15 protein-coding genes and 1 pseudogene are annotated in these 11,436 nt (G+C 77.9%); 7 read left to right on the top strand and 9 right to left on the bottom strand.

Going from position 1 to position 11,436, the window contains the following annotated elements:
- The first annotated feature begins 91 nt into the window (after positions 1-91).
- Positions 92-703 carry a GNAT family N-acetyltransferase gene (locus GTQ99_RS13095; protein WP_205707402.1) on the top strand — a complete coding sequence of 204 codons (612 nt, stop codon included), beginning with the start codon at positions 92-94 and terminating at the stop codon, positions 701-703.
- Positions 704-879: 176 nt separating this feature from the next.
- Entirely contained in the window at positions 880-1,485 is a 606-nt protein-coding gene (locus tag GTQ99_RS13090) for a DJ-1/PfpI family protein (RefSeq protein ID WP_166616177.1), read from the top strand.
- On the opposite strand, the gene GTQ99_RS13085 is transcribed toward GTQ99_RS13090, so the two are convergent.
- A complete protein-coding gene (locus tag GTQ99_RS13085) occupies positions 1,455-2,060 on the bottom strand; it encodes a helix-turn-helix domain-containing protein (RefSeq protein ID WP_338074966.1) in 606 nt (201 codons plus the stop codon). The two genes, GTQ99_RS13090 and GTQ99_RS13085, sit on opposite strands and share 31 nt — an antisense overlap.
- Positions 2,061-2,137: 77 nt before the next feature.
- Between GTQ99_RS13085 and GTQ99_RS13080 the strand changes: the two genes are divergently transcribed.
- From GTQ99_RS13080 to GTQ99_RS13070, 3 genes are all read left to right on the top strand, one after another.
- Positions 2,138-3,127, top strand: coding sequence for an NAD(P)/FAD-dependent oxidoreductase (locus GTQ99_RS13080; protein WP_166616173.1), 990 nt, complete (start codon positions 2,138-2,140; stop codon positions 3,125-3,127).
- A gap of 120 nt (positions 3,128-3,247) precedes the next feature.
- Positions 3,248-4,471, top strand: coding sequence for a glycoside hydrolase family 15 (locus tag GTQ99_RS13075; RefSeq protein ID WP_166616172.1), 1,224 nt, complete (start codon positions 3,248-3,250; stop codon positions 4,469-4,471).
- A gap of 248 nt (positions 4,472-4,719) precedes the next feature.
- The gene (locus tag GTQ99_RS13070) at positions 4,720-4,923 is read left to right on the top strand and encodes a cold-shock protein (RefSeq protein WP_166616171.1); all 204 of its coding nucleotides are present in this window, start codon (positions 4,720-4,722) and stop codon (positions 4,921-4,923) included.
- 76 nt (positions 4,924-4,999) lie between these two features.
- Here GTQ99_RS13070 and GTQ99_RS24400 read toward each other — a convergent pair whose 3' ends face one another.
- The 6 genes and pseudogenes from GTQ99_RS24400 to GTQ99_RS13045 all read right to left on the bottom strand — a co-directional run bounded on the left by GTQ99_RS24400 (position 5,000) and on the right by GTQ99_RS13045 (position 9,604).
- Positions 5,000-5,428, bottom strand: coding sequence for an ABC transporter permease (locus GTQ99_RS24400; RefSeq protein ID WP_476702858.1), 429 nt, complete (start codon positions 5,426-5,428; stop codon positions 5,000-5,002).
- Positions 5,429-5,555: 127 nt separating this feature from the next.
- A pseudogene (locus GTQ99_RS27555) lies at positions 5,556-5,705 on the bottom strand (ABC transporter permease); the annotation flags it as partial.
- A 76-nt stretch (positions 5,706-5,781) separates the two neighbouring features.
- Complete coding sequence (locus GTQ99_RS13060; protein WP_166616170.1) at positions 5,782-6,375, bottom strand: GNAT family N-acetyltransferase; 594 nt, start codon at positions 6,373-6,375, stop codon at positions 5,782-5,784.
- A gap of 37 nt (positions 6,376-6,412) precedes the next feature.
- Positions 6,413-7,954, bottom strand: coding sequence for a CYTH and CHAD domain-containing protein (locus GTQ99_RS13055; protein WP_166616169.1), 1,542 nt, complete (start codon positions 7,952-7,954; stop codon positions 6,413-6,415).
- Between the two features lie 47 nt (positions 7,955-8,001).
- Entirely contained in the window at positions 8,002-8,712 is a 711-nt protein-coding gene (locus GTQ99_RS13050; RefSeq protein ID WP_338074965.1) for a class I SAM-dependent methyltransferase, read from the bottom strand.
- Between the two features lie 112 nt (positions 8,713-8,824).
- A complete protein-coding gene (locus GTQ99_RS13045; protein WP_166616168.1) occupies positions 8,825-9,604 on the bottom strand; it encodes a sporulation protein in 780 nt (259 codons plus the stop codon).
- 165 nt (positions 9,605-9,769) lie between these two features.
- Between GTQ99_RS13045 and GTQ99_RS13040 the strand changes: the two genes are divergently transcribed.
- Positions 9,770-10,096 (top strand): ArsR/SmtB family transcription factor, encoded by a 327-nt coding sequence (locus GTQ99_RS13040; protein ID WP_166616167.1) that lies wholly within the window; start codon positions 9,770-9,772, stop codon positions 10,094-10,096.
- Complete coding sequence (locus GTQ99_RS13035) at positions 10,093-10,611, top strand: SRPBCC domain-containing protein (protein ID WP_166616166.1); 519 nt, start codon at positions 10,093-10,095, stop codon at positions 10,609-10,611. Before GTQ99_RS13040 ends, GTQ99_RS13035 begins: the two co-directional genes overlap by 4 nt.
- Before the next feature lies 1 nt (position 10,612).
- On the opposite strand, the gene GTQ99_RS13030 is transcribed toward GTQ99_RS13035, so the two are convergent.
- Both GTQ99_RS13030 and GTQ99_RS13025 read right to left on the bottom strand, forming a co-directional pair.
- On the bottom strand, positions 10,613-10,819 hold the full coding sequence (locus tag GTQ99_RS13030) for a helix-turn-helix domain-containing protein (RefSeq protein ID WP_166616165.1): 207 nt from the start codon (positions 10,817-10,819) through the stop codon (positions 10,613-10,615).
- Positions 10,820-11,299: a DUF2975 domain-containing protein gene (locus GTQ99_RS13025; protein ID WP_166616164.1), complete on the bottom strand. Its 480-nt coding sequence runs from the start codon at positions 11,297-11,299 to the stop codon at positions 10,820-10,822.
- Between the last annotated feature and the right edge of the window lie 137 nt (positions 11,300-11,436).

Below are 11,436 nucleotides of genomic sequence, written 5' to 3'. Positions count from 1 at the left end.
GCCGGGGTGCTGGAGGTGCTCACGCGGAGCTGACGCGGCAGGGGCCCCGGTCGTTTCACCGCTCCCGGTGCGGCGTGCCAGGCTGGCGGGCGTGGACGGCACCGCGGGCGGCAGCGCAGACGGCGGCGGAGGTGGCGGGCAGCGGGGCGCGGGCCGCTGGGACGTGGTGCTCACCGAGCGCCTGCGGCTGACCCGGCCCCGCCCCGAGGACGCCGGGGACGTCTTCGCGATCTACTCCGACCCGGCCACCTGGGAGCACCTGCCCAGCGGCCGGCACACCGAGCTCGCGCAGACGCTGGCGCTGCTGGCGCACGTGGAGGAGGGCTGGCGGGCCGTCGGGCTGGGCAGCTGGGTGGCGCGCGAGGCGGACGGCACCTTCGTCGGCACGGGCGGCTGCGACCTGCGCCTGGGCCTGGCGTGGAACCTCGGCTACCGGCTGGCGCCCGCGGCGTGGGGGCGGGGGCTGGCGCAGGAGGTCGTGCGCGCCGCGACGACGGCGGCGCGGCAGGTGCTGCCCGACGTCCCGGTCACCGCCTACCTGCTGGAGCACAACGCGCGCTCGAAGGCGGCGGCCGAGCGCGCGGGGATGCACCTGCAGTGGCGCGGGCCGGACGCAGGGAACCCCGACCCCGCGGCGGTGCGCCTGGTGTACGCCGACCGCCCGCTGAGCCGGGTCGTGCTGCGCGAGGTCACCGCGTCGTAGGGCGTCGCGGGGCGGGCGTGGCAGGAAGACGGGCAGGCGTGACCGTCCCGCCCCTGGAGGCGGCGGAGCGCGCCCGCGAGGCTGACCCCGTGACCAGCCCTGGAACCAACTCCGAGACCAGCCCCGGCACCAGCCCCCGGACCAGCCCCGCACAGCCGCCCGCGGGACCCGGGCGGGTGCGGCGCGTCGGCCTCGTGCTCTTCGACGAGGTGGAGGTGCTGGACGCCTGCGGCCCCTTCGAGGTGTTCTCGGTGGCCGGCCGCGTCGCCGCGCGCGCCGGGCGGGCGGCTCCCTTCGAGGTCGTGCTCGTCGCCGCCGGGGACGGCCCGGGCGTGCGGGCGCGCGGCGGGTTGCGCCTGGGCGCCGACTGCACCCTCGCGCAGGCCCCGCCGTGCGAGGTGGTCCTGGTGCCCGGGGGCGTGGTGGACGCCGTCGCCGCCGACCCGCGGCTGCTGGAGTGGTTGCGGCGCAGCCGCTCCGGCGCCGAGGTCGTGGCCTCGGTGTGCACCGGCGCGTTCGTGCTCGCCGCCGCGGGGCTGCTCGACGAGCGCGCGGTGACCACCCACTGGGAGGACGTCGACGCGCTGCGCGCGGCCTGGCCGGGGCTGGACGTGCGCGAGGGGGTGCGCTTCCTCGACCACGGGGACCTGGCCACCAGCGCCGGGATCAGCGCCGGCATCGACCTCTCGCTGCACCTGGTGCAGCGCCTGGCCGGTCGTGAGCTGGCCCTGGCCACCGCGCGGCAGATGGACTACGCCTGGCGCGGGGGCGCCGGCGCCTGAGGAGCGCTCCGGCGCGGACGCGCCCGCACGTGCATGCGCTGCCCCTGCGGCCCGAAGATGCTGACGACCTCGGCGGGCCGCTCACCGGGGTTGCTCACGCGGTGCGGCAGGCGGGTGTCGAACTCCGCGGCCTCCCCGGCGGGCAGGAACAGCTCCTGGTCGCCCAGCAGCAGCCGCAACCGGCCGGAGAGGACGTACACCCACTCGTAGCCCTCGTGGACCTGGGGTTCCACGGCCTCGCCGGCCCCGGGGGCCAGCACCTGCTTGTAGGCGCGCAGGCCCCCCGGCTGCGCCGTCAGCGGGATCGAGGTGACGCCGTGGCGGACGGTGCGCCGCTCCGCGGTCCGCCGCGCGGGGGCGACGAGCTCGTCGAGGCCCACCTCGTAGTGCGCGGCCAGCGGCAGCAGCAGCTCCAGCGTCGCCCGCCGGCCGCCGGACTCCAGCCGCGACAGCGTGCTCACGGAGGTCCCCGTGACGGCGCCGACGTCGGCGAGGGTCTCGCCGCGCCGTTCCCGCAACCGCCGCAGCCGCGGCCCCACCTGCTCCAGCACCGCCTGCACCGCACCCGCGTCCACGCGCCCAGCCAACCGCCCGTTTGCCGTCCTGGCAAGGACGCGCGGTGTTCCGGGGCCCTGCGCGGCACCGTGGGGGCATGCCGAACGAGAACTCCTCCCGCACCGTCGACGTGCTGGTCGTGGGCGGTGGCGCCGCCGGCCTGAGCGCCGGCGTCGCCCTGGCCCGCGCCCGCCGCGACGTCCTCGTCGTCGACGCCGGCGCCCCGCGCAACGCCCCCGCGCACGGGGTGCACAACTTCCTGACCCGCGACGGCGTCGCCCCGCTCGAGCTGCAGCGCCTGGGCGCCGAGGAGGTCCGCCGCTACGGCGGCCGGGTGCTGACCGGCACCGCGACCTCCGCCGTGCGCGACGAGCGCGGCTTCACCGTGCGGACCACGGCGGGCGAGGTGCGCGCGCGCCGGCTCGTCGTCACCAGCGGCCTCGTCGACGAGCTGCCCGACGTGCCGGGACTGGCCGCGCAGTGGGGACGCGGGGTCGTGCACTGCCCCTACTGCCACGGCTACGAGGTCGCCGACCAGCCGCTGGGCGTGCTGGGGCTGAGCGGCATGTCCGGCCACCAGGCGCTGCTGTTCACCCAGTGGAGCCGCGACGTCGTCTACTTCACCCACACCGGCGGGCAGCTGGAGCCCGGCCGGCACGAGGAGCTGCTGGCCCGCGGGGTGCGCGTCGTCGACGACCGCGTCGTCGAGGTGCTCACCTCCGGCGGCGAGCTGAGCGGGGTGCGGCTGGCGGGCGGGGAGGTGCTCGCGCGGCGCTTCCTCGTCGTCGGCGCCCCCGTGCGGGTGGCCTCGCCGCTGCTGGAGGGCCTGGGCCTGCGCACCGAGCCCGTGGTCTTCGGCGGCGTCGTGCTGGGCGAGCACTACCCGTCGGGGCCGGGCGGGAGCACCGACGTCCCCGGCCTGCACCTGGCGGGCAACGTCACCGACCCGCAGGCGCAGGTCGTCACGGCGGCGGGGGCGGGCCTGATGGTCGCGGCGGCGGTGAACCTGGGGCTGCTCTCGGAGGACACCGCCGCGGACGTGGCGGCCCACCGGGCGCGCGGGGCCACCGCCGCCGCCCTGGCCTGAGGGCGGGCCCGGGCCGCGGGCGACCTCGCGGACCGGCCCCCCGCGGGCGCCCGCGGTGGGTACGGTCGAGGGGTCGGACCTCGTGGACGGGTCGGGGTGGACGGGTCGGGGAGGTGGGGTGTGCGCCGACGCGCGCTGCTGCTCGGCGGCGCCTCCGCGCTCGCGCTCGCGGCCGGCGGGGCGGCCTTGAGCGCGGCCGAGCGCACCGAGGCCTCGGCGCTGCCGCGCCTGCTCACCGACGCGGGCTGGCGCGGGCGCGCCCTGGGCCCGGGCGCCGTCGGCGACGACGACTGGCTGGCGGCCGGCCGGCTGCCCGGCGCGGACGGCCCCCACGCCGGGATGGTGCGCGAGGCGCTGCTGGACCTGCGCGCCCTCACCCGCGCCAACGGGGCGGTGGCCGCGGGCCCGGCGCCGCTGTGGAGCTACGCCTGGCCCCGCGACTCCGCCTTCGCCGCGGTCGCGCTGGCGGTGGCCGGCCACCACGACGACGCGGGGCGGGTCCTGCGCTTCCTCGCCGACGTCCAGCTCGACGACGGCGGCTTCGAGGCGCGCTACCTGCTCGACGGCGCCGGCACCCCCGACGGCCGCCGGCGCCAGGACGACGGCGCCGGCTGGGCGCTGTGGTCGCTGCGCGCGGTGCTGGACGCCGATCCCAGCCGCTCGCGGGCCCGTGAGCGGCTGGAGGAGCTGCTGCCGCTGCTGGAGGCGGCGACCGCCTTCGTGCTGGAGCGCACGCGGGACGGCACCCGGCTGCCGGAGGCCTCCCCCGACTACTGGGAGCGCCGCGAGAGCGAGCTGACGCTGGGCACGGTCGCCCCGCTGCTGGCGGGGCTGCACGCGGCGGCGGCCTCGTTCTCGCGGCTGGGGCGGCGCACCCGCGCCCGCCGGGTCGCCGGCGCCGCCGCCTCGCTGGCCCGGCTGGTCGACGGGCACTTCGCCCCCACCGGCTACCTGCGCTACGCCGACCCGGGGCTGGCCTCCGGCGGGGTGGACGCGGCGGTCACCTTCCTCATGCCGCCGTTCGGCGCGCGCGCCCGCCCGGGCGTGCTGGCGGCCTTCGACGCCTACCAGCGGCAGGCGCTGCGCCCGGCCGGCGGGCTGGCCCCGGGCGCGGGCTGGAAGCAGGACGGCATCTCCTGGACGCCGGAGACGGCGCTGGTCGCGTGGGTGGCCGCGGTGGGCGGGCAGGAGCAGCGGGCCCGGCACTGGCTGGACTGGCTGGATGCGCACCGCACGAGCTGGGGCAGCCTGCCGGAGAAGGTCCTGCCGGACGGCTCCCCCGCCGGGCCGGCGCCGCTGGGCTGGACCGCCGCGAGCGTCGTGCTGGCCGTCGACGCCCTGTGAGGCGGTCCCTGCGGGCCGTGATCGGCTTTCCCCGCGTTTTGCCCCGTGGAGGTCTTGCGCAGGCCCGCACCCACCGTGTTAGCTTCCCCACGGCTGCAGCTCGACGCAGCTCCTCGATCGTGTTGAACGCCCGCGGAGTGTGTTGCGGGCGTCGCCCGGGCCCTCGGGTCCGGCGTGGCGTTCCCACTCAGCCCGGATCCCGCTGAAGGTGCGGGATCTGCACCGACTGGAACGTGTTGGAGAAGTACATGGCACAGGGCACCGTCAAGTGGTTCAACGCTGAGAAGGGGTACGGCTTCATCGAGCAGGACGGTGGCGGCCCCGACGTCTTCGTCCACTACTCCGCCATCACCGGCAACGGCTACCGCTCCCTCGAGGAGAACCAGCGCGTCGAGTTCGAGGTGACGCAGGGTCAGAAGGGCCCGCAGGCCGACGCGGTCCGCGCTCTCTGATCCACGACTGACACCGCAGGGCCCCCGTCCGCACCGGACGGGGGCCCTGCGCCGTCCCCGGGGCGTCCACCCGAGCTCAGGCGGGCTCCTCGGGGCGCCGCTGCAGCCGGCGGCCCAGCCCCCGCGTGACGACGACCGCGGCGATCGTCTCGGCGGCCAGCAGCCCGACGAGCACGAGCAGCTGCACCCGGGCGGCCTCCAGCGGGCTCGCCCCGCCCAGCAGCAGCCCCACGAAGGCCCCCGGCAGCGTCACCAGCCCCACCGTGCGGGTCTGGTCCAGCGCGGGCGCCAGCGCGCGGGAGGCCGCCGTCCGCCCGGCGGGCGCCACGGCCTGCGCGGGCCGGGCCCCCAGCGCCAGCCAGCCCTCCACGAGCGCCCACTCGCCGCGGACGTCGTCGAGCATGCGCCGCCCCGCGAGGGTGGTGGCCGTCATCGCCCCGCCGACGAGCTGGGCGGTGAACGGCACCACCTGCAGCACCCGCGGCTCCAGCGCGCCGACGGCCACGACGAGGGCCGAGGCCGGCAGCGCGCCCGCCCCGATCGCGAGCGCGGCCAGCGGCCAGCGGCCACGCCCCCGCCACCCGCAGCCGCCGCGCGGACGTCCACGAGGCGATCGCCAGCGCCAGCGCCAGGTAGAGCGGGGCGAGCGCGCCGGTGCGCAGCACCAGGCCCAGGACGAGCCCCACCGCGAGGACCTGCACGAGGGCGCGGCCGACGGCGACGAGGACGGCGCGCTCCTGGTGCAGCCCGCCGAGGCGGCCCGCGCCGACGGCGAGGGCCACCAGCGCCAGCACGGCCGCGCCCAGCGCCACCGGGCCGCTCACGGGGTCGCCCGCGCGCGGGCGGGCGGGGGCGTCCTCAGCCCCGCTCGAGCCGGGCGCGCAGCCCGCTGCGCACGGCCGGCCACTCGGACTCGACGATGGAGAAGACGACGGTGTCGCGGTAGCTGCCGTCGCGCCAGAGCTGGTGGTTGCGCAGCACCCCGTCCTGCTTGGCGCCCAGGCGCGCGATGGCCGCGCGCGACTGGTGGTTGTGCCAGTGGGTGCGCAGCTCCACGGCGATGCAGCCCAGGTCCTCGAAGGCGCGGGTGAGCAGCAGCAGCTTGGCCTCGGCGTTCACCCCGGTGCCCTGCGCGGAGGGCGCGAGGAACGTCGAGCCGATCTCCAGCCGGCGGTTGTCGGGGTCGAGGTTCATGTACGTCGTCGTCCCGCACACCGCGCCGGTGTCCAGGCGGCGCACCGCCCACGGCGCCATCCGCCCGGCGGCCTGCAGGGCCAGGCGGCGCTCCACCTCGGCGGCGACCTCGTCGGGCGCCGGGACGTGCGTGTACCAGGTGCGGTGCAGGTCGCCGTCGGCGACGACGGCGCGCAACCCCTCCACGTGCTCCGCGGTCAGCGGTTCCAGGGCGACGCGGCGCCCGGTCAGCGGGACGGGGGTGGAGGAGCCGTTCACGCCCCCGACCCTACTGACGCGGCGACCGGCGGCCGGGTCACTTCATCCAGCGGCGCGACTTCTTGCGGTTCGCGGCGTCCCAGGCGGACTCCAGGTCGTGGAGGGCGACCGCGGAGCGCACCTCCTCGAGGGCGTGCAGGCGGCCGAGCACGAAGGCCCCCGTGCCGGCGCTCTCGACGAGGCCGGTGAGGACCTCGCGGGCGGTGACGGTCTCGGCGTGCTCGTCGAGGACGTCGAGCAGGTCCTTGACCGCGTCGGCGTAGTCCTCGGCGGCCTCCCCCACGCGCGGGGCGAGGACGCCGGCGGCGTCGCGCACCGCGGCGGCGGCCGAGCGCAGCCGCCGCAGGCGGGCCAGGTCGTCGGCGTCCCCGGCGGCGTCGGCGTCCGGGTCGACGTCGCGGTAGGCGTCGCGGGCGGCGCGGTGCGCGTCGGCCACCGCGGGCAGCAGGACCTTGCGGGCCTCGCGGCGGGCGGCCTTGGTGGTGGGCGGCCCGGCGACGAAGGCCTCGAGGGCGGCGACGAGGTCGCGGTAGCGCTGGGAGTCCAGCGCGGCGAGGACGTCGGCGTGGGCGGCGGCGGAGCGCTCGGCGAGGGCGGCGCGCACGAGCTCCGCGACGGCGGCGGGGTCCCCGGTGCCGCTGCCGGCGACGTGCCCGGCGGCCTCCTCGTCGAGGTCCTCCAGCAGCTGCTCGCCGACGGCGTCGAGGGTGCGGGCGGTGGCGGTGACGCCCTCGATCCAGGCGAGCTCGGCGACGAGCGCGTCGGCCCCGCCCTCGGCGAACACGGGGGCGCAGGTGAGCAGGACGTTGCGCAGGCGGCGGGCGGCGGCGCCCAGCGAGCGGACGGCGCCGGGGGCGTCGATGCGGGCCAGCGGGTCCTGGCTGAGCATCCAGCCGACGTCCTGGGCCAGGCGGCCGAGCACGAGCGCACCGGCGGAGTCGTCGGCGGAGAGGGCGTCCAGGCCCTCGTCGTCGTCGGGGCCGTCGAGGACGGTGCGCAGCTGCGCGCTGCGGTCGGACTCCTCGGCGCCGAGGGCCTCCCAGGCGTCGGTGACGGCGTCGAGCAGGTCGCGGCGGCCGTCGACGACCTCGGCCTGCCACTCCGACCACGTCTGGGCCAGGGAGTCCTCGGGCGCCAGCGGGCGGGCCTGCACCTCGCGGGTGGTCAGGCGCGCCACGACGTGCCCGTCGGGGTCGAGCAGGTCGCGCGCCTGCGCGCTCGTGCTCAGGGACAGCACCGGCCCCAGGGAGCGGCCGCGGGCCGCGGCCCAGGTGAGCCGCTGCAGCGCGGCCGGCGCGGTGCGCACGGCCCGGCCCAGCGCGTGGCGGACCTCGTGGGTGCGCGGCCCGCGGCCGGGGACCTCCAGCACCCAGCCGCGCGGCGCGTCACCGGTCTGGCGGCGCACCGAGACCCCCGCCGCGGCCAGCGCGAGGTCCGGGGTGTCGTAGTGCGTCTCCTCGGTGCGCACCTCGGTGACGGCGCCGACGTCGGCCACACCGGGCAGCTCCCCGCCGCCGGGCGCCGCGTCCGAGGACGGCGCGAGGTAGGTGCGGGTGAGGGCCAGGCGGGGCTGCGGCATGGGCAAGGACTACCACGATCGAGGGCCCCGGCCGGTGGACGGGCAGGTCAGGAGGGGTGGCGGTCCGCCGCGGGCCGCTGCGCGCGCACGGGCGCGCGGTGCAGCACGAGCACGCCGTCGACGGCCGTGCCGGCCTCCCCCCGCGGGCCGGGGACCGGGCGCTCCAGCAGCTCGCTGCGCACCACCCGCCACGGCGGCGCGGGGAGCGCGAGCTGCTCGCGCACCTGCTCGGGCGTCGGCAGCTCGACCTCGGGGAAGCCCTCCTCCTGCTGCTGCCGGCGGCGCCACCCCGGAGCGCGGACGTGGCCGACGACGACGAGGTGGCCGCCGGGGGCGACGGCGGCGGCGGCCCGGCGCAGCACGGCGGGGCGGTCCAGGAAGGCGGGGGAGTGCAGGAAGGAGGTGCAGACGAGGTCGAACTCCCCCGCGGGCAGGGAGGTCCCGAGGTCGTGCCGCTCCAGGTGGACGCGCCCGGCGACCCCGGCCTCCTCGGCGAGGGCGCGGGCACGGGCGAGCGCGGTCGCGGAGACGTCGGCGCCGGTGACGCGCCAGCCCCACCGGGCCAGCCACACCGCGTCACCGCCCTCGCCGCAGCCGAGGTCGAGCGCGCGGCCGGGGCCGCGCTCGGGATCGAGGTCGCGCACGGCGCCGACCAGCGCGGCGTTCGGCTCGCCGCTCCAGGAGTTCCCGGGGGTGGCGCCGTGGACGCCCTCCCACAGCTCGGCGGCGTCGCGGGCGGAGGGGTCGAAGAGGCTCACGGGCCGATCCTGCGGCGGGTGGCGCGCGGAGGCGGCGTTCCTTGCCGCTGCGGCAACGGCCCCGGTCCGCCCGCGCGGGGCGGGCCGGGGCCGGTCCCTCAGCGCCGCCGGCTCACCAGCCCCAGCCGCGGCGGGCGCCCAGCTCGTGCACGGCGCGGTCCAGCGCGGCGGCCACCCGCGCGCGGTCGGTGTCGGCGTGCGACAGGCGCAGCCGGCTGACCACGTCCCGGCCCTCGGTGAGCAGACCGCCGCGGCGGTCTGCCTCCAGCACCACGTCGACGCCCTGCGGGTCGGCCAGGAACGTCACCTCCAGCTCGTTCACCCTGCGCGCGTGCGCGGGCGGGGCGAACTCCAGCTCCTGGTGGAAGGGCAGGTCGGAGCCGCGCACGCGGCCCTTCTCCACGTCGGCGTGCTTGAAGCGCCAGCCGAGCGAACCCAGCGCCTCGACGACCGCCTGCTGCACCGGCAGGGGTGCCACGGTGAGCCCGTCCAGGTCGCCCGGGTCGACGGAGCCGGCGATGACGAGCCGGGTGGCGACGCCGACGTGCACGCCGCGCAGGTGCCAGCCGCCGATGGCGGTGATCGGCGTCTGCCAGGGCAGGAGCAGGGAGAACGGCAGCTCGGTGCGCTGCCCGGGCGCGGTGGTGAAGCCCGCCCCGACGCGGGCGCTGGCGAAGACGACGTCCTCGCGCCACTCGGAGTCCCCGCTCTCCACCTCCACGCGCGCCTGCAGCGCGACGACGACCTCCTCGACGTCCTGGGCCACCGAGCCGCCGACCACGACGACCCGGCCGCCGACCGGGCCGCCCGGCCGCGCCACGTCGCGCTCCAGCACCGTGTCCACCGACGCCGCGCCCGCGCCGAAGCGCGCCGCGAGGTTCCGCAAGCCCATGTCGTCCTCCGTCCCCGGGCCGCCCGCCGGCCCCCGCCTGGTCGACGGGCGGGCGCGGCGGGGCGTTCCCCCGGCGCCTGCGGAACCCCCGGGCGGCCCCTTGACGACGGGGGTGCCGCGCGCTGTACTTGTCGAAGTCGTTAATCAACAGGAAGCGCAACCACGATGACCGACACGCTCAGCGCCACGTTCGCCGCCCTGGCCGACCCCACGCGCCGGGCCCTGCTGGCCCAGCTCACCCGCGGCGAGGCCACGGTCAACGAGCTCGCGGCGCCGCACGCGATGACGCTGCCGGCCGTCTCCCGGCACCTGAAGGTCCTGGAACGCGCCGGGCTGGTGGTCAAGGGCCGGCAGGCGCAGTACCGGCCCTGCCGGCTGGCCGCCGGGCCGCTGCGCGACGTCGACGCCTGGATGGACGACTACCGCCGCTTCTTCGCCGAGCGGTTCGACCGGCTCGCCGAGCACCTCACGACGACGGAGGAGAACCCGTGACCGCCACCGACCGCGACACCGACCGCAGCACCGACCGCAGCATCAGCCTCGTGCGCGACTACCCCGTCCCCCCGGAGGCCGTCTTCGCCGCCTGGACCGAACCCGACCAGCTCGGCTGGTTCTCCGGACTGCCTGCGGCGCAGGCCGGGGCGCGCGTCGACCTGCGCCCCGGCGGGTCCTGGTGGACCCGGCTGCAGGAGGGCCCGGGCGGGCGCACCTACCCGACCGGCGGGCTGTACCGCGAGGTCGAGCGGCCGCACCGCCTCGTCTTCAGCTGGGGCGCCCTCGACGGGTGGCCGCGGCTCGACCCGCAGGACCCCGACGCGACGCCCCTGGTGTCGCTGGAGTTCGCCCCGACCGCCGGCGGGACCCGCATGACGGCCACGCTCTCGCTGTCCCCCGGCCTCGACGCCGCGCAGGTGCGCCACTGGTTCGACCTCGGCGTCCGCGAGGGCTGGACGACGACCGTGGACCGCATCGCGGACCACCTCGCGGGCCGGGCGCCGGCGCTCTGACTCAGTCCTCGACCCACTCCAGCAGGTCGCCGGGCTGGCACTGCAGCACCCGGCACATGGCCTCCAGGGTGCTGAAGCGCACGGCCTTCGCGCGGCCGTTCTTCAGCACGGCGACGTTGGCCGGGGTGAGGCCGACGCGCTCGGAGAACTCCCCCACGCTCATCTTCCGCCGGGCCAGCTCCACGTCGATGCGCACCACGATCGGCACTCAGATCACCGCGTCCATGTCGGTGCGCAGCGCCGTGGCCTGCCGCAGCAGCGCGCGCAGGACGAGCACGACGAGCCCGACGACGGCGAGCCCCACGAGGAGCAGGAACAGCAGCAGCAGGTTCCCCGGGCCGCTCGACCTCACCCCCGCGTAGAGGAACACCCCCGCCAGGACGACCCACGCGGCCGCGACCGCCCCCACGACGGCGTCCACCCACGCCAGGGAGGCCCGGCTGAAGATGCGGTCCGCGCGCACCAGGCCGAGCAGCCGCCAGGTGCACACGAGCACCACCTGGGCGCACAGCACCCAGTACACCGACAGCGCCGTCAGCGGCCACCGCAGGTGCGCGTCCTGCGGGGACTGCTCGGCCATGTGCCGGAACTGGCCGGGCAGCGAGAAGACCTGCAGCAGGACGAGGACCGCGAACAGCACCACGAGGGAGGCGCGGAGGAGGGCGACGGCCCAGCGGGAGGGAGACATGCATCGAAGGTCGCTCAATCCCTATCGAAAGTCAATAGGAACGGTCGCCCGCGGCCGGGTCGCCCGCGGCCGGCAGGTCGACCACCACGTCGACCCGGTCCCCGGGGAACCCGGCGTCGTCCTGCGCCGGCTCCCCC

The sequence above is a fragment of the Kineococcus vitellinus genome (assembly GCF_009906315.1).
GTDB classification, from domain to species: Bacteria; Actinomycetota; Actinomycetes; order Actinomycetales; family Kineococcaceae; genus Kineococcus; species Kineococcus vitellinus.
Note: the sequence above shows the minus strand (reverse complement) of the source record. Positions and strands in the feature narration are given on the sequence as shown.